This window comes from Pseudomonas sp. GW821-FHT03C07, from assembly GCF_059420925.1.
The window spans coordinates 1-17178 of sequence record NZ_JBWKUQ010000027.1; the positions used below are offsets into that span (position 1 = coordinate 1).

A 17178-nucleotide genomic window follows, 5' to 3' on the forward strand; every position below is an offset into this window, starting at 1 on the left:
TGTGGGAGCGGAGCTTGCCCGCGAAGCTTTTAGCGGCCTCAAGGACGCCATCGCCGGCAAGCCGGGCTCCTACAAGGGGGTGCACACCCCAAACCTTGCATCACTCACCTCCCATATAGAGGGACAAATCCCCATTGAGCAATATATTGCTCAACGGCGCTTTGTTCCGCATCATATACACCTGCCTCCCTTATATAGCCCCGGATGACACCGCCCCATGACCCAGCCGCCCCGCAGCCTGGCCTCGACACTCTTCCCCGTCGGTCTGCTGCTTATCGCAATGGCCTCGATTCAATCCGGCGCCTCCCTGGCCAAAAGCATGTTCCCGATTGTCGGCGCCCAGGGCACCACCACCCTGCGCCTGTTGTTTGCCAGCATCATCATGGTCTTGGTCCTGCGCCCCTGGCGGGCCAAGTTCACCGCCAAGTCGCTGCGTACCGTGATCATCTATGGCATCGCCCTGGGCGGTATGAACTTCCTCTTCTATATGTCCTTGAGAAGCGTGCCCCTGGGCATCGCCGTCGCTCTGGAGTTCACCGGCCCCCTGGCGGTTGCGATCTACGCATCACGCCGGGCCATCGACTTTCTCTGGATCGCCCTGGCGGTCAGCGGCCTCCTGCTGTTGATCCCCTCCGGCGCGACCAGCGCCAGCATTGACCTGCCCGGCGCCAGTTATGCTTTGGGGGCCGGTGTGTGCTGGGCGCTGTACATCCTGTACGGCCAGAAAGCCGGCAACGACAACGGCATCCAGACCGCCGCCCTCGGCGTGGTGATTGCCGCCCTGTTCATTGCCCCGATCGGTATCGTCCACGCCGGCGCCGCATTGCTCACCCCGGCGCTGATCCCCACCGCGCTTGGCGTCGCGATCCTGTCCACCGCCCTGCCCTACAGCCTCGAAATGGTCGCGCTGACGCGCATGCCCGCGCGCACTTTCGGCACCTTGATGAGCATCGAACCCTCCTTCGGCGCACTGTCCGGACTGCTGTTCCTGCACGAGTATCTGTCCGCCGCCCAGTGGCTCGCCATTGCCTGCATTATCTGCGCCTCCGTCGGTGCCACGCTGACCCTGCGCAAGGAGTCCGCGCCACCCGTCGCCGTCGATTGAAACAGAGTCTGATCCAGCGCTGGTATTTGCCGCGCAAATAAGACATGTTTATGCCTAACCCAATGCCAGCCTTGGAAATTTTGGACAAGGCGCTCAAGGAAGAAGCAGGCGGCACGAAAAGAGCCAAACCGGACGAATTGATCCGGGGCAGAGATAGGGATGGTAATGAAACGCTTCTTGATAGTTCTGGCGGTACTTACCGTCGCCGGCTGCGCCGCAACCTCGAAACCGATGAAATACGGTAAGCGCGGTGTACATATCAACTGTTCCGGGCTGACCTCTTCCTGGGAAAAGTGCTACACCAAGGCCGCCAATTCCTGCAGCGACAACGGTTATAGAGTGCTGGCCAAATCCGGCGATGCCGTGGAAGACCCGGGTGACTATCCGTTCGGTCTCAACCCGGCCGGCTATACCAGCCGGAGCATGATCATCATCTGCAACAAACCATCCACGCTGAGCCCTAAAGCGCCCCCGCTATCTGCCGATTGATTTCGTCATGGCTCGATCGCAACACCTGGCGCTGCATAGTCACCCGCATCCGCGCCCAAGGCGGGCAAGACACAGCCATTCTCCGGCCCTGGTCGGCGATCAGTTGTTCTTCGACCAGGACCGCCTCGACTTCGTCCGCGAAGCCTTGCTCCAGGACTGAAGAACTAGATCTCGACCACCAACCGACCTTGCGCTGAACCACTGGCCAGCAAGGTATAAGCCTCCTCGGCGGTGTGCAGGGTAAACTGCCGCGGATCGAGCAAAGGCTTCAATTGACCGGCTTCGATCAGCCGTGCGGCCTGTGCCAGTATTTGCCCGTGATGCTCGCGCCCTTGGCCGGTCAGCAATGGCAGTAGGGTAAACACCCCGGAGTAAGTGGCCCCGCGAAAGGACAGCGGTGCCAGGCTGTGCTGGCCCCAACCGAGGCAACTCAGGACATGCCCGTGATAGATCCGCGCCGCCTGGAACGACCGGTCCAGGGTTTCGCCGCCCACTGTGTCATAGACAATATCGAAGCCCTCGCCAGCGGTATGCTGCGTGACGTACGCCTCCACGCCATGCAGCCGATAATCGATAAAGGTCGCGCCGAAGCTCTCGATCTGAGCCTGTTGCGTGGCCGAACCGGTAGCGAAGACCCTGGCGCCGAAGGCCTTGGCAATCTGCACAGCCACATGCCCGACACCTCCCGCCCCGCCATGAATCAGCACCGACTGATCGGCGCCTACCCGCGCACGATCGACCAGGCCCTCCCAGGCGGTAATCAGCACCAGCGGCAATGCCGCGGCCTCGCGCATGCTCAGATTGGCCGGCTTGCGCGCCAGCAGTCGAGCATCGACCGCGGCAAACTCGGCCAGCGAACCCTGAGCACCGCCGATCCCGGTGGCCAACCCGTACACCTCATCACCCACCACCCAATCGGTGACACCCTCGCCCAGGGCTTCGATAACCCCGGCCAGATCCATGCCCAGGACTGCCGGCAACGGTTGACGGGCGTGACCGGCCTGGCCGGCGCGGATCTTGGCATCCAACGGGTTGATACCGCTGGCCTTGATACGGACCAACACCTGCCCCACCGCGGGGACGGGACGGTCGATAGAAACCAGACGCAGCGGCGCATTGGCGGCGTCGACCAGCAGAGCGTTCATTTCAAGCGAGTGGGACATGTCGGCAATCTCGAACAGTGGAAGTAAGACCAATCATGCACCTCATCACTCATGCCGATAAGACGCGCTATTGTTATAGTGATCATGCCCTTTGGGCATGAATGAGGCGTTCCGTGGATAAGCTCAATGCAATGACCATCTTTGTCCGCGTCGTCGAGCGCGGCAGTTTCTCTGCCGTGGCCCGGGAACAGCAGACCAGCCAGCCAACCATCAGCAAAATCCTCAAGGCCCTGGAAGCCGAACTGGGGGGCAAGCTGATCGCCCGCAGCACCCGCCAGTTGTCACTGACCGATGAAGGCCAGCGCTACTACGCACAGTGCCGAAAGATTCTAGCCGCCGTGGACAATGCCGAACACAGCTTCCAGTCGGGCCGGGAACAGGTCGCCGGCAGCCTGCGCATCGGTTCCTCAGTGAGTTTCGGTCGTTTGCAGATCGCCAGCCGGCTGCCTGACTTCCTCGCGCGCTACCCGCAGTTGGACATCGACCTGCAGCTCAACGACCAGAATCAGGACCTGGTCAAGGAGGGCCTGGATGTCAGTCTGCGTATCGGCGAACTGAGCGACAGCAACCTGATTGCCCGACGCATCGGCGATACCCAGCGGATCACCGTCGCCAGCGCCGCCTACCTGGCACGTTGCGGCGAACCGCAAACCCCTGGGCAACTGGCCGAGCACAACTGCCTGCAATTCAATCTGTTGAACAGCCAGAACCTCTGGCACTACGAAAAGGACGGACAGCGCTACAGCGTGCGCATCAAGGGCAATGCCCAGAGCAACAATTCGGAAGCGATTCGGGAAATGGTCCTGGGTGGGCTAGGCATTGCGCTGTCGCCGGTGTGGCTGTTCGCTGAAGATCTGAAGGCGGCTCGGGTCACGGCGATTTTGCCTGGCTATCAGACCCAATCGCTGCCGATCCATGCGGTGTTTCCGGCCAATCGTCGACAGTCCGCCCGGGTCAAGGCGTTTGTCGATTATATGAGCGATGCCCTGGCGGGACTTTGAAAACAGCACACCCCGTGCAGGAGCCGGCTTGCTGGCGATGAGGCCAACAAGCCTGTATCGGTCTTGCGGCCGCCATCGCCAGCAAGCCGGCACCTACAGGATTGCGCTGCCCGAGGTCATCGGTCAGATCGCAGCGGTACGGGTGTTCAACCAGACCAGCGCCGCGCCGTCCAGCAACGGACTTAGACGCTCGCGCACTTCGGCGTGATACGCGTTGAGCCAGTCACGCTCTTCCTGTGTCAGCAACGCCGGCTCCAGGCAACGAGTGTCAATCGGACACAGGGTCAGGGTTTCGAACTTGAGGAACTCGCCGAACTCGCTCTTGCCCGCCTCACGGTTCAGCACCAGATTTTCGATACGCACGCCCCAACGGCCCGGACGATAGGTCCCCGGCTCGATGGAGGTGATCATCCCCGGCTGCATGGCGGTCTGCGGCGCCGGTGCGGCCTGATAGGCGATCACCTGCGGACCTTCGTGCACATTGAGGAAGTAACCGACGCCATGACCGGTGCCATGCCCATAATCCACGCTTTCGGCCCAGATCGGGGCGCGGGCGATAGCGTCCAGCAAAGGCGATAGAATCCCACGGGGAAATTGCGCGCGGGACAAGGCGATCACACCCTTGAGCACTCGCGTGCAATCACGTTTCTGCTCGGCCGTCGGCGTGCCCACCGGGACCATCCGGGTAATGTCGGTGGTCCCGCCGAGGTATTGACCGCCGGAGTCGATCAGCAGCAGGCCGTCACCCTCGATCAAGGCATGCTCCGCCTCGGTGGCGTGATAGTGCGGCATCGCACCGTTGGCGTTGAACGCCGCGATGGTATTGAAACTCAGCGACACATAGCCCGGACGCCGCGCCCTGGCGGCGCTCAGGTGCTCATCGATGGTCAGCTCGGTGACACGTTCATGACCCAGCGCGGTTTCCAGCCAGGCAAAGAATTCGCACAAGGCCGCCCCATCCTGCTCCATGGCCTGGCGGATATGCAGCGCATCGTCGAGGCTCTTGCGGGATTTGGCCAAGGTCGTCGGGTTGAGCCCCTCGACCAGCGTCACTTCCCGAGCCAGATTGTCCAGCAAACCGACCGTCACCCGCGCCGGGTCGACCAACAAGCCCGCCCGCGGCGGAATGCTGGCCAGCGCCGCACCGATTTCGCTGTAGTCACGCAAGGTCACGCCATCGGCCTTGAGCACCAGCGCCAGCTCGGCACTCACCTTGCTCAAGGACACGAACAGCGTGGCCTGCTCCTGGCTGACCAGGGCAAAGGAAACGAATACCGGGTTGAAGGACACATCGGCACCGCGCAGGTTGAACAACCAGGCGATATCATCCAGCGTGGCGATGAAATGCCAGTCGGCGCCACGATTTTTCAACTCACCGCGCAACTGCGCGAGCTTGTCGCCACGGCTGACCGTCGCTTGCGGCGGCAGATGCGGGTAGATTGGCCGGTTCGGCAGCGCCTCGCGGTCTTCCCAGACCTGGTCGAGCAGGTCAATGTCAGTGCGCAGCCGTGCGCCACGGGCCTGCAACTTGTCGCCCAGGCTCCGCGCCGAAGCCAGCGCCATGACCGCACCATCCACCGCGACCACGCCACCTGGCGATGCCTGTTCGGCCAGCCAATCCAGCGGACCAGGTTGCCCCGGCAGCAATTTCATCAGTTCAATACCGCTGCCGGCCAGCTCCTTGGTTGCCTGCTCCCAATAGCGGCTGTCAGCCCAGACGCCGGCGAACTCCGGCGTCACGATCAAGGTGCCGACCGAGCCATGGAAGCCTGACAGCCACTGCCGGCCCTGCCAGTAGGCGGGCAGGTATTCCGACAGATGCGGATCGGCCGACGGCACCAGCAACGCCTGCACGCCTTCGCGGCGCATCAGCTCGCGGGTACGTGCCAGGCGCTGGGGAACGGTTCCTTGACTCGGGGTCTGCGTACTCATTGTGTCTCCTGCTAACCACTTATTATTCAATTGTTATCCGACACGCTCACGGCTGGGCAAGCGCCCAGAACGGTGCCGGTGCACTCAGGCTGGCCTTGATCGCCGCGGCGGCGCGGTCGATGTCCTGCTCGGAAGTAAAACGCCCCAGGCTCAGGCGAATGGTCCGCCCGGCCAGACGCGCATCGTGCCCCAGCGCCAGCAGCACATGGGACGGCGCCTGGCTCGCGGAGTTGCAGGCTGACGTCGCCGAGTACGCCAGGGACCGCCCCAGGGCCATAGCGTCGAACTCGCCTTCGGCAAAGGTCAGACTCAACGTATGGGGGATGCGTTCGGTCGGGCTGCCGTTCAGACGCAGGCCCGGGACATCCGCCAGTTGTTCGAGCAAGCGCTGGCGCAGATGACGGATGTTGGCGATTTCTTCTTCCAGATGCTCGGTCGCCAGGGCAAAGGCACTGCCCATGCCGGCGATCTGGTGGGTGGCCAGGGTGCCGGAGCGCAGGCCGCCTTCATGGCCACCCCCGTGGATCTGCGCGTGCAGTTTCTGCTGCGCGCGCGGGCCGACGTACAAGGCGCCGATGCCCTTGGGACCGTAGACCTTGTGCGCGGAAAACGACATCAGGTCCACCGGCAAGGCGGCCAGGTCGATCGCCACCTTGCCCGCGCCCTGAGCCGCGTCCACATGAAACAGTGCGCCGTGTTGACGTACCCGTTGGCCGATGGCGGCGATGTCATTGAGGGTGCCCAGCTCATTGTTGACCAGCATCAGCGAGACCAGGAAGGTGTCCTCGCGCAGGACCTCGCTGACCATGGCCGCGGTGATCAACCCTTCGCCATTCGGCACCAGGTAGGTGACGGCCACGCCGGCTTCCTGGAGTTGCCGGGCGGTATCGAGCACCGCCTTGTGTTCGATCTGGCTGGTGATCACATGCCCGCCGCTGACACCCCGGGCCTGGGCGACGCCCTTGAGCGCCAGGTTGTTCGATTCGGTGGCCCCGGAGGTCCAGACGATCTGCTCGGGGTTCGCCCCCACCAGGCTCGCCACCTGTTGCCGGGCCTGCTCGACCGTCTGCCGGGCGCGCTGGCCGAAGGCATGGGAGCTGGACGCCGGGTTGCCGAAATTACCGGAAAAGCCGAGACACTCGACCATCACCCGGATGACCCGCTCATCCACCGGCGTGGTGGCGGCATAGTCGAAATACAGAGGAAGTTCAGTCATGGCAAAAAACTCATAAAGCGTGTCCCGCGGATCGATCCCTTGCTGATCACCCACCCTGTGGTTGGGCGGACAGCTATATCCGATGGAAAACGATTAAAGAAAGATAACTTTCATTAAAAGTGCGTAGGAACGCTCCTAAAATCCAGCTTACAGGCCCGGGGAAGGTGTTGCGAGTGTCAATCGTGCTGGAACAGGCGGCCCGCTTCAACGGCGAGGACAGGAAACACGCAAGGGCGGGTCAACGCAGCAGTTGCCGCGCACTCTCATGCAACATCGGGTACAACGAAATCACCAACAGCAGCGCCATACCGATATTGAACAGCCGCAGCCAGCGCGGATCACGCAGCACGTTGCGCAACAGGCTGCCGCAGGCCGCCCAGAGACTGACGCTGGGCGCGTTGATCAGAGCGAACACCGCCGCGATCACCCATACATTGCTGGAATAGCCCTGCAATGGCGTGTAGGTGCTGATCGCGCCGACCGCCATCACCCAGGCCTTGGGATTGACCCATTGAAATGCCGCGGCGTTCCAGAACCCGAACGGGCGGCCCGGCCCCTGCTCCGACTCGCCGACCGGTCCGGAACCGGCGATCTTCCAGGCGAGGTACAGCAGATAGGCGCCACCGATATAACGCAATACCGAGTAGCACACGGGATAAGCCTCGAATACCGCGCCAAGACCGAGGCCCACCGCCAGTACCAGGACAAAAAAGCCGCAGGAAATACCCAGGATATGGGGAATGGAACGGTTGAAACCAAAGTTGACGCCGGACGCCAGCAACATCGCGTTGTTGGGGCCGGGGGTCACTGAAGTCACCAGGGCGAAAAGGGCAAAGCCCAGCAGCAGGTCCAGCGAAAGGGTCATGAACAGCATCCAGCCATAAGCTCAGTCAGAGACTCAGCCTATCCCACCGACTTGGCGGAACTCACGCACAGTTGGCAAAAACTTGGACCGATACAGTTTTACCTTTCAGCTCTGTGGGCTGTGTCTGTTACTGCCACGATCCGCGCTGATCTCACCCTGGTCATCGAAACCCTGGACCTTCCGTGACGGCCCCATCAGTTGCGCCTTCTGCTGCTGCATGGATGAATGTTTCATGGCGCGACTCCCGGGAACCTGGCGTGAGGCAATGGACACAGGCTACCCGGCGCGCCGGCAGGGCAAAAATCACCCAGCTCGATAATCGCAATCGATCACCTCGGCCGTTCCGGGCTGCGGGCGTCTAATATTCCCAAAAGTACTATAAATATGTAAATACGTTCATTTACGGAATATTAAAAACCCCTTACAACTGTTCCCACAGCCGATCCGCTGTTGCCAGGGCAACTGTTCGCCGGCCAACAGTCGATCAACAAAACCGTCCGCCAGCCAGCACCCGACGCCTGCTCCAACCGGCCAAGGGCCTGAAAATACGGGACTTGGGTTATTGGTACAGCTCTTGCTCAAACCCTGTCACTGACCCTGCTCACTGAGCAACTGTTTGAAAAGGAACTGATCATGTCTCGCGCACTGAAAGTCGCTGCCCTTTCCGGCGGCACCTACCGTCCCTCCGGTACCCTGGTGCTGACCCAGGCCGTCTTGGCCGAGCTGGCGCAAACCCGCCCGTCGAAAGCCACCGCGTTGCTCGGTGCCCACCCCACGCCACTGCTGAAAATCGCCTGAGGAACTCTCGTGGATGTTTTCTGGTTTCTCCCGACCCACGGCGATGGCCATTACCTGGGCACTACCCAGGGCGCGCGCCCGGTCACCCTCAACTATCTGAAACAAGTGGCCCAGGCCGCCGACAACCTTGGTTATCACGGCGTGCTGATTCCCACCGGACGCTCCTGCGAGGACTCCTGGGTCATCGCCTCGATTCTGGTGCCACTCACCGAACGTCTGCGTTACCTGGTGGCGATCCGTCCCGGGATCATCTCGGCGCGGATCAAGGAGTACGCCGACCTGGGTATCGAGAGCTTTATCTTTTCCGGTTACCCACACCTGGAAGAAGCCTATCGCTTCGCCGAGCGGGTGTTCCCGCTGCTGCCCGCCCCCTATGCCAGCCTGGCCGGACGTGGCATCACCAACCTGACCGGGCCGTTTGGCGAAATGATCGCCAACGATGTGTTGCCGACCCAAGCTGGCGCCTGAACCAGTGGGAGCGGAGCTTGCCCGCGAAGCTTTTGGCGTCCTCACGGACCTCTTCGCGGCGGTGCGGCGATCCGACAAGCTCCGCTCCCACACAAGCTCCGCGCCCACACGCGGCTGGCGCGAATTCTCCGGCAAGAAAAGCTTCTGCTCCGACGCCAATGACTCACAGATGCTGATCGCCTCGGCGGTGGACGAAAGCGCCGGCGGCAAGTTGCTGATTGCCGCCATCCCCAGCGGGCGCAGCGGCATCACCCTGCATGACGACTGGCACAACATGGGCCAGCGCCAGACCGACAGCGGCAGCGCCAGCTTCGAACGGGGGCGGGTCGAGGAATCCGAGCTGCTGCTCGACCCCGGCCCCTTGAGCACACCTTTTGCCTGCCTGCGGCCACTGATCGCGCAACTGACCCTGAGCCATATGTTCCTCGGTATTGCCGAAGGCGCTTTCGAAGAGGCCCGGCAGTACACCCTCGACGAAACCCGACCCTGGTTCAAATCCACCGCCCGGGATATTCGCCAGGCCCCTTACGTGCTCAACCACTACGGCGACTTCTGGGTCGCCCTCGAAGGTGTCCGCCTGCTGGTGGAACGCGCCGCCGGGCTGCTGGACTACAAACTCCAGGAACTCGGCGACTGGGCCCTGAACCAGACGCTGCCGCCCCCCACTTTTTATTCCTAGAGAAGCCTATGCAGCTGCTAACGTTACCGCCCTCGCCGGCCCTGGCCACCTCCATCCGCGCCACCGCCCAGGTGTTCGAAGACCCCAAGTCCCAGGCCCTGCTCGCCCACCTGCAACAAGTGGCGCCGAGCGAAGCCAGCGTGCTGATCATCGGTGAAACCGGCACCGGCAAGGAGCTGGTGGCCCGGCATATCCATAACCTCAGCGCCCGCCGTAATCGCCCGTTTGTCGCGGTCAACTGCGGGGCCTTCTCCGAATCCCTGGTGGAAGCCGAGCTGTTTGGTCATGAAAAAGGCGCGTTTACCGGCGCCCTCAACGCCAAGGCCGGCTGGTTCGAAGAGGCCGACGGCGGCACCTTGTTCCTCGACGAGATCGGCGACCTGCCGATGCCGATCCAGGTCAAGCTGCTACGGGTCCTGCAGGAACGCGAAGTGGTACGCCTCGGCTCGCGCAAAAGCATCCCGATCAACGTGCGGGTGTTGGCGGCCACCAATGTGCAGCTGGAAAAAGCCATCAACGCCGGGCACTTTCGCGAGGACCTGTATTACCGCCTCAATGTTGTCAGCCTGGAGCTCAGCCCCCTGCGCGAGCGCCCCGGCGATATCCTGCCGCTGACCCGACACTTTATCGAAAGCTACAGCCAGCGCCTGGGCTATGGCGATATCCGCATCAGCCCCAGCGCCGAACAAAAACTCAGGAGTTATGGCTGGCCGGGCAATATTCGCGAGCTGGAAAACGTTATCCACCACACCTTGTTGATCTGCCATGACGGCGTGATCGAGCGCGACGATCTGCGCCTGTCGAACCTGCGCATCGAACGTCAGGACGACAGCGGCAGCGCCCTTGATGACTCGGCCGAAGCCTTGCTCAACCGGGCCTTCCAGAAACTCTTCGAGGAACAGGCCGGTGCACTCTATGAAAAGGTCGAGGATGCGTTGCTGCGCGCCGCCTACCGTTTCAGTCACTACAACCAGGTGCACACCGCCGGCCTGCTGGGCCTGAGCCGCAATGTGACCCGCACGCGGCTGATCAAGATCGGCGAGTTGGCGGTGAACAAGCGCCGTGCGGGCGAGAACGTCCAGGGTGAGCGCATGTTGCAACTCTCTATTTAGCCCACCAGGGCGCACTGCAAGGCGTCGTCCTGGCTGCGCTCGATGCGGCGCAGGACCCGGAACGAATCGAAGCTCACCGCCTTGGCGTGGTGGGTGCGGATCAGTGCCCAGAAATCCTCTTCGCCGCTTTCGAAACGGGCGAATGCCGCCTCGCCATCCTCCCAGGAACGCCATTGCAGTGCGTTGAGCACACGCCGGCCTTCTTCGCCTCCAGTTCGCGCACCAGCGGCAACACGCGCTTGCCGAAGTACTCCACCTCTTCCTGGAAGTGCAAGAACCCCGCCAGCACCAGGTCCACGCCCACGGCTTTCAAGGCGACGATCCGTTCGGCGATCTGCCGCGGCGTACCGATCAGATTGGTCTTGAAGCCGTCGTTGTATTGCACCAGATCCTCGAAGCTGGACTTGGCCCAGTTGCCCTCGCCTTCCGGCGACGACTTGCCCGCCTGTTTCGCCGCATCGCCAAACGCGCCGACGGCCTCGGGGTCGGCCTTGTCGATGATTTGCGCGAGCACCGCACGGGCCTCTTCCTCGGTGTCGCGGGCAATGACAAAGGCGTTCACCCCGACTTTCACCGAGTGGCCGTTGGCGGCCGCCTTGGCGCGGATATCATCGACCTGGGCCTTGATCCCTTCGGGCGTGTTGCCGTTGGTGAAATACCAATCCGAGACCCGCGCCGCCATGTCCCGCGCCGCCCGGGAACTGCCGCCCTGGAAGATCTCCGGGTGCGGTTGGCTCAGGGGCTTGGGTTTGAGGCTGTAGTCGTTGAAACGGTAGAAGTCGCCCTTGAGGGTGAACTGATCTTCGGTCCAGATGCCTTTCAGCGCGCGAATGAACTCTTCGGAACGGCGATAACGTTCGTCGTGTTCCAGCCAGTGTTCGCCAATGGCATGGAACTCACCGCGAAACCAGCCGCTGACGATATTGACGGCAATCCGGCCCCCGGTGAGTTGATCGATGGTCGCCAGTTGCTTGGCCGCCAACGCCGGTTGCCAAGGGCCGGGCAGGATCGCGGCGATCACTTTCAGTGTGCGGGTGGCGGCCAGCAGAGCATGGCTGAAGGCAACCGACTCATGCTGGTACTCGGCACCGTAGCCGGCGGTGAAGCGGATCTGGGTCAGGCCGTACTCGAACCCGGCCGCCTCCGCCAACTGTGCCAGCTTGCGGTTGTAGTCGATGTCCCAACTGGTGCGCTGTTCGATCTTGCTGACCACCAGCCCACCGCTGACATTGGGCACCCAGTAGGCGAATTTTACGGCTTGCTGACTCATGCTGTTGAACCTCGGCGCGGGGGAATGTTCAAGGAGGTAGAGCAGCAAGCGTGCCAGTGACCGGGAGCGCGCGAGCTTGCCGGAGCGCCGATGTGTGAAGCCTGAAATACAAACCCTGTAGGAGCCGGCTTGCCGGCGATGGCGGTCAATCAGACGATGCATGTCTCACTGGCCCCATCGCCGGCAAGCCGGCGCCTGCCAGGGGCGCTGCAAGCTGGAAGATTTGTGGTCTGGCAGGACGATTTGTTGAAACGCTGTGTACCTGGCAACAGCTACCCATCGCCGGGCACCGGCAAGCGCCCGTCCCAGCGGCTCTGGCGCCCTCGGCATGGACCGTGCAAACAGGCCTGGCAAGCGTACTTTCCCTGCCTGTCCTCAAGGAGCTGTCCCATGACCGAACACCAGGTGATCAACCCGCTGTCCCTTGGCGTTGACTACGAATCCCTGGCCGAACGCTTTCGGCCGATCTTTGCCCGCATCGCCGCCGGGGCAGTGGAACGGGAGCAATCGCGCGACCTGCCCCACGAGCCGATCCAGTGGCTCAAGCTGGCCGGCTTCGGCTCCGTGCGGGTGCCCGTGGAATACGGCGGTGGCGGTGCCTCCCTGCCCCAGCTGTTCCAACTGCTGATCGAACTGGCCGAGGCCGACTCCAACGTACCCCAGGCCTTGCGCGGACACTTCGCCTTTGCCGAGGACCGCCTGAATGCCCCGCCCGGGGCGAATCGCGACCTATGGTTCAAGCGCTTCGTCGATGGCGATATCGTCGGCTGCGCCTGGACCGAAATCGGCAATGTGGTCATTGGCGACGTGGTGACCAAGGTCACGCCGGATGGCGAACAGTGGCGTCTCAACGGCGAGAAGTTCTACAGCACCGGAAGCATCTTCTCCGACTGGATCGATGTCTACGCCCGCCGCAGTGACACCGGCGGCGATGTGATTGCCGCCGTGCGCACGCCTCAGCCGGGGATCGAACACAGCGATGACTGGGACGGTTTCGGCCAGCGCACCACCGGCAGCGGGACTTCACGGTTTGTCGATGCGGTGGTGGAAGCCGGGCAGGTGATCGACTTCGCGACCCGTTTCAAATACCAGACGGCGTTCTATCAACTGGTGCTGCTGGCGACCCTGGCCGGCATCGGCCGATCGGCCCTCAAGGATGTGGCGCAGCAGGTGCGCAATCGCACGCGCATCTACAGCCATGGCAATGCCCAGCGCTCCAGCGAGGATGCCCAGGTGCTGCAAGTGGTGGGCGAAGTCGCCGCCCGGGTGTATGCCGCCGAAGCCAGCGCGGTACGGGCCGCGCAGCCGGCGCAACGGGCTTATGTGGCCAGGTTTGGCGGTAGCCGCGAGCTTGAACGGCAAGCCAATGTCGACGCGGAAATCGAATCGGCCACGGCCCAGGTGGTGGTGTCCGAGTTGATCCTGCGGGCCACCAGCGAATTGTTCAATGCCCTCGGTGCTTCGGATGTACGCCAGGGCAAGGCGCTGGACCGGCATTGGCGCAATGCGCGGACGGTGTCGTCGCATAATCCGCTGATCTACAAGGCGCGGATTGTCGGCGATTGGGTGGTCAACAGGAGCGAGCCACCGTTTGTCTGGCAGATCGGCAATGGGCCGCGATCCAGGTAAAGGTCAGATTCAGCAGTGCTGCTCAGGCCGCCTTCGCGGGCAAGCTCCGCTCCCACAGGACCGGGTTGATACCACGGCACCCTGGACAGACGCGGGCAGTCTGGGAGCGCCGCCTTCGCGGGCAAGCTCCGCTCCCACAGGACCGGGTTGATACCACGGCACCCTGGACAGACACGGGCAGTCTGGGTGCGCCGCCTTCGCGGGCAAGCTCCGCTCCCACAGGACCAGGTTGATACCACGGCACCCTGGACAGACACGGGCGGTCTGGGTGCGCCGCCTTCGCGGGCAAGCTCCGCTCCCACAGGGCCGGGTTGATACCACGGCACCCTGGACAGACACGGTCAGTGTGGGAGCGGAGCTTGCCCGCGAAGGCGTCAGCACAGACACCGCAGCCCAAGCCGTCAGGGTCGCAGCAACATTCGGTAATGGGTAAGATGGCGGCCTTTGAGCGCCACCTTGCCGCGCCGCCTGCCGACCTAAGCCGCCCCCCATGCCTTTCGATCTCAGCGTTGACCTGACCACCCTCGCCATTCTCACCGTTGTTGCCTTTATCGCCGGATTCATCGACGCCATCGCCGGCGGTGGCGGCCTGCTCACCACTCCGGCGCTGCTCACCGCGGGGCTACCACCGCATCTGGTGCTGGGTACCAACAAGCTCAGCTCGACCTTCGGCTCGGCCACCGCCGGCTTCACCTTCTATCGGCGCAAGCTGTTTCAACCAGGACAATGGAAACGGGCGATTCTCGGCACCTTCGTCGGCGCGCTGATCGGCGCCGTGACCGCGCACTTCATGCCGGCCGAATGGCTGAACAAGATGCTCCCGGTGATTGTCTTCGCCTGCGGCCTGTACCTGTTGTTCGGCGGCACGCCCAAGGCGCCGCTGGACAGCAACGCGCCGATCAAAAAGAAATGGCAACTGCCCCAGGGCCTGGCCCTGGGTTTCTACGACGGCGTGGCCGGCCCCGGCACCGGCGCCTTCTGGACCGTCAGCAGCCTGCTGCTCTACCCCATCGACCTGGTCAAGGCCAGCGGCGTGGCCCGCAGCCTGAACTTCGTCAGCAATATCGCCGCGCTGTCGGTGTTCGTGTTTTCCGGCCAGGTGGACTGGGTGATCGGCCTGTGCATGGGCGTGTCGGTGATGCTCGGCGCCTTCTTCGGCGCCCGCACCGCCATCAGCGGCGGGGCGAAGTTTATCCGCCCGGTGTTTATCACCGTGGTCCTCGGCCTGACCGTGCGCCTGGCCTGGCAACACTGGTTCAGCGTGGCCTAAATCCAGAAAACACCACGTAACCTGTAGGAGCCGGCTTGCCGGCGATAGCGATTTTCCAGGCGACGATGATGTCGGCTATCAGATCGCATCGCCAGCAAGCCGGCTCCGACAAGGACGGTGCATGGCCATGAATTGAGCGGTATCAGGCTAGACCGGCAGCAGCGGTTCCGAATAACCCAGGCGCCGCGCCAGATACAGGTCGATCAAGTAGCGGGCAATCGAACGCGAAGCCGGCAACGGCGGCATATTGTGAATGCTGAACCACTGGGCATCCTCGATCTCGTCCGCCTGCGGCACGATCTCACCGCCGGCGTACTCGGCGTGAAAGCCCAGCATCATCGAGTGCGGGAACGGCCAGCACTGGCTGCCCATGTACTGGATATTCTTCACTTCGACCTGCACTTCCTCGCGCACTTCCCGAATCAGGCACTCCTCCGCCGACTCACCCGGCTCGGCGAAACCGGCCAGGGTGCTGTAGACCCCAGGCACAAAGCGCGGCGAACGGGCCAGCAGCACTTCGTCGCCGCGGGTCACCAGCACGATCATGCTCGGCGAGATCCGTGGGTAACTGCGCAGGTCGCAGGCCTGGCAGAACATCGCCCGCTCCAGATGCACCTGGGTCATGGCCTGGCCGCAGCTGCCGCAGAAGCGGTGCTCGCGCGCCCAGGTGCCGATCTGCGCGGCATAACCGAGCATGCGATAGATCGTGTGATCGCCCTCGAGCATGAAGGCCCGCAAGCCCTGCCAGCGACCACCCGGCAGTTCGAAGCCGGACTTCAGCTCCAGCAGGTAGACCGGCTCGCCGTCCAGCTGCCCGATACCATGCTCGGCCAACAGCGACAGGTCCTGGCGCTTGAGCCACTCACGGGGAAACAGCACCCCGTTGTCGTCCAGCAGGAAACCGGCGGGGCTATGCACCACGGCCCAGCCACCGGCCTGCTCGATATCCAGTACAGCGGTTGTCCAGCGTTGAGTCATCAGGGAGTCCTTGGCAGGCTTCAATCAGGGAATTCGGCTTTCTGCTTGCTCATATGCGCGGCGATGGCGACGCGCAGGTCAGTGGATTGCAACATGGCGGCGTTCCAGGTGGCAACGTATTCCAGACCATCATCGATCCGATGGTCGCGCATATAGCTGATCATCGCCTTGGTCCCGGTGACGGCAATCGGTGATTTACCGGCAATTTCCCGGGCAATCGCCATCACACCATCAAGCAAGGCGGCATGATCGGGGTAGACGCGATTGACCAGGCCGATGCGAATCGCTTCGTCGGCGCCGAACTGGCGTCCGCTGTAGGCCAGCTCACGCAGCATGCCGTCGCCGATGATACGCGGCAAACGTTGCAAAGTGCCGACATCGGCGGCCATGCCGATATCCACTTCCTTGATGGAAAACTGCACGTCCTCGGCGCAGTAGCGCATGTCGCAGGCGGCGATCAGGTCGACGGCACCGCCCAGGCAGTAACCCTGGATCGCCGCCAGGACCGGCTTGCGACAGTTGTCGACGGCGTTGAAGGAAGCTTGCAGCTCGAGGATCTTGCGCCGCAGCAGGCGGGCGTTGCGGCCAACATCCTTGCCCAGCTCGTTGGCCACCGAGGCCAGCAGCATCAGGTCGATCCCGGAAGAGAAGTGTTTGCCGGCGCCACTGATGACCACCACGCGCACGGCGTCGGTGTCCTCGATCCACTGGAAGATCTCGATGATTTCGCTCCAGAAGGCCGCGTTCATCGCGTTGATCTTCTCCGGGCGATTGATCCGGACATGGGCGATGTTGTCTACCAGTTCGACGTGGAAGGCTTGGTATTCGGACATGACGGGCATCCTTGGCAGGGCACTGGAAAGGTTGGAACTATAGCAAGCAGACCGGCCTGGCTGGAGGAAGCGGATGTGCCAAAAGCAGGACCGGGCAGTCCCTCGGGTCAGGGGTGAATGGCCGCCTTCGGCGGTTCGCGGGCAAGCACCGCTCCCACAATGTCCGGGGCGCTCGCGGTTTGGCGTACGACGAAAAACCTGTGGGAGCGGTGCTTGCCCGCGAACCGCCATGGGCGGCCATCCGAAGCGGATCTATCGCCTGGCCAGGACAAATTGCTCGAAGAGTTTCGCCAGGGTCAGCAGCACCTCGCCCTTGTTCGCCTGCTGGGAATATCCCCCCCAGCACCTCGATCTGCTCGCGCATGGCCGG

At 62.9% G+C, this 17178-nt stretch carries 18 protein-coding genes and 2 pseudogenes; 11 read left to right on the top strand and 9 right to left on the bottom strand.

All coding sequences use genetic code 11. The features are described 5' to 3' along the window. The 4 genes from AC07VG_RS30830 to AC07VG_RS30845 form a co-directional block, all read left to right on the top strand. Positions 1-208 (top strand): hypothetical protein (locus tag AC07VG_RS30830; protein ID WP_495022401.1); only part of this gene is annotated, 208 nt, incomplete at its 5' end. A gap of 9 nt (positions 209-217) precedes the next feature. Further along, positions 218-1105: a threonine/homoserine exporter RhtA gene (gene rhtA / locus AC07VG_RS30835; RefSeq protein WP_495003771.1), complete on the top strand. Its 888-nt coding sequence runs from the start codon at positions 218-220 to the stop codon at positions 1103-1105. A gap of 165 nt (positions 1106-1270) precedes the next feature. Next, on the top strand, positions 1271-1594 hold the full coding sequence (locus AC07VG_RS30840) for a hypothetical protein (protein ID WP_495003772.1): 324 nt from the start codon (positions 1271-1273) through the stop codon (positions 1592-1594). A gap of 7 nt (positions 1595-1601) precedes the next feature. Then, entirely contained in the window at positions 1602-1754 is a 153-nt protein-coding gene (locus AC07VG_RS30845) for a hypothetical protein (protein WP_495003773.1), read from the top strand. Positions 1755-1758: 4 nt separating this feature from the next. Here AC07VG_RS30845 and AC07VG_RS30850 read toward each other — a convergent pair whose 3' ends face one another. Beyond that, positions 1759-2757 carry a zinc-dependent alcohol dehydrogenase family protein gene (locus tag AC07VG_RS30850; protein WP_495003774.1) on the bottom strand — a complete coding sequence of 333 codons (999 nt, stop codon included), beginning with the start codon at positions 2755-2757 and terminating at the stop codon, positions 1759-1761. Positions 2758-2870: 113 nt separating this feature from the next. Between AC07VG_RS30850 and AC07VG_RS30855 the strand changes: the two genes are divergently transcribed. After that, positions 2871-3758, top strand: coding sequence for a LysR family transcriptional regulator (locus AC07VG_RS30855; RefSeq protein WP_495003775.1), 888 nt, complete (start codon positions 2871-2873; stop codon positions 3756-3758). 123 nt (positions 3759-3881) lie between these two features. On the opposite strand, the gene AC07VG_RS30860 is transcribed toward AC07VG_RS30855, so the two are convergent. The 4 genes from AC07VG_RS30860 to AC07VG_RS30875 form a co-directional block, all read right to left on the bottom strand. After that, entirely contained in the window at positions 3882-5690 is a 1809-nt protein-coding gene (locus AC07VG_RS30860; protein WP_495003776.1) for an aminopeptidase P family protein, read from the bottom strand. A 46-nt stretch (positions 5691-5736) separates the two neighbouring features. Then, positions 5737-6906 (bottom strand): aminotransferase class V-fold PLP-dependent enzyme, encoded by a 1170-nt coding sequence (locus tag AC07VG_RS30865; protein ID WP_495003777.1) that lies wholly within the window; start codon positions 6904-6906, stop codon positions 5737-5739. A gap of 238 nt (positions 6907-7144) precedes the next feature. Further along, positions 7145-7771, bottom strand: a complete 627-nt coding sequence (locus AC07VG_RS30870) for a LysE family translocator (RefSeq protein WP_495003778.1) — start codon at positions 7769-7771, stop codon at positions 7145-7147. 105 nt (positions 7772-7876) lie between these two features. Beyond that, positions 7877-8005 carry a hypothetical protein gene (locus AC07VG_RS30875; RefSeq protein WP_495003779.1) on the bottom strand — a complete coding sequence of 43 codons (129 nt, stop codon included), beginning with the start codon at positions 8003-8005 and terminating at the stop codon, positions 7877-7879. A 399-nt stretch (positions 8006-8404) separates the two neighbouring features. On the opposite strand from AC07VG_RS30875, the pseudogene AC07VG_RS30880 reads away from it, so the two are divergent. From AC07VG_RS30880 to AC07VG_RS30895, 4 genes and pseudogenes are all read left to right on the top strand, one after another. Beyond that, positions 8405-8512, top strand: a pseudogene (locus AC07VG_RS30880) (FMN reductase); the annotation flags it as partial. A gap of 66 nt (positions 8513-8578) precedes the next feature. Next, complete coding sequence (locus AC07VG_RS30885; protein WP_495022402.1) at positions 8579-9037, top strand: LLM class flavin-dependent oxidoreductase; 459 nt, start codon at positions 8579-8581, stop codon at positions 9035-9037. 112 nt (positions 9038-9149) lie between these two features. Then, positions 9150-9716 (top strand): annotated as a pseudogene (locus tag AC07VG_RS30890) (acyl-CoA dehydrogenase family protein); the annotation flags it as partial. A gap of 8 nt (positions 9717-9724) precedes the next feature. Then, positions 9725-10828, top strand: coding sequence for a sigma-54 interaction domain-containing protein (locus tag AC07VG_RS30895; protein ID WP_495022403.1), 1104 nt, complete (start codon positions 9725-9727; stop codon positions 10826-10828). Here AC07VG_RS30895 and AC07VG_RS30900 read toward each other — a convergent pair. After that, a complete protein-coding gene (locus tag AC07VG_RS30900; RefSeq protein ID WP_495022404.1) occupies positions 10825-11019 on the bottom strand; it encodes a hypothetical protein in 195 nt (64 codons plus the stop codon). The two genes, AC07VG_RS30895 and AC07VG_RS30900, sit on opposite strands and share 4 nt — an antisense overlap. Then, positions 10929-12098, bottom strand: a complete 1170-nt coding sequence (gene sfnG / locus AC07VG_RS30905; RefSeq protein WP_495022405.1) for a dimethylsulfone monooxygenase SfnG — start codon at positions 12096-12098, stop codon at positions 10929-10931. Before sfnG ends, AC07VG_RS30900 begins: the two co-directional genes overlap by 91 nt. A 390-nt stretch (positions 12099-12488) precedes the next feature. On the opposite strand from sfnG, the gene AC07VG_RS30910 reads away from it, so the two are divergent. Beyond that, positions 12489-13727 (top strand): acyl-CoA dehydrogenase family protein, encoded by a 1239-nt coding sequence (locus AC07VG_RS30910; protein ID WP_495022406.1) that lies wholly within the window; start codon positions 12489-12491, stop codon positions 13725-13727. Positions 13728-14217: 490 nt separating this feature from the next. Beyond that, positions 14218-14997 carry a TSUP family transporter gene (locus AC07VG_RS30915; protein WP_495003788.1) on the top strand — a complete coding sequence of 260 codons (780 nt, stop codon included), beginning with the start codon at positions 14218-14220 and terminating at the stop codon, positions 14995-14997. Positions 14998-15144: 147 nt separating this feature from the next. Here the strand turns inward: AC07VG_RS30915 and nudC are convergent, their stop codons facing one another. Next, on the bottom strand, positions 15145-15975 hold the full coding sequence (gene nudC, locus AC07VG_RS30920) for an NAD(+) diphosphatase (RefSeq protein ID WP_495003789.1): 831 nt from the start codon (positions 15973-15975) through the stop codon (positions 15145-15147). A 20-nt stretch (positions 15976-15995) separates the two neighbouring features. Then, the gene (locus AC07VG_RS30925) at positions 15996-16808 is read right to left on the bottom strand and encodes a crotonase/enoyl-CoA hydratase family protein (protein ID WP_495003790.1); all 813 of its coding nucleotides are present in this window, start codon (positions 16806-16808) and stop codon (positions 15996-15998) included. Positions 16809-17178: the final 370 nt, after the last annotated feature.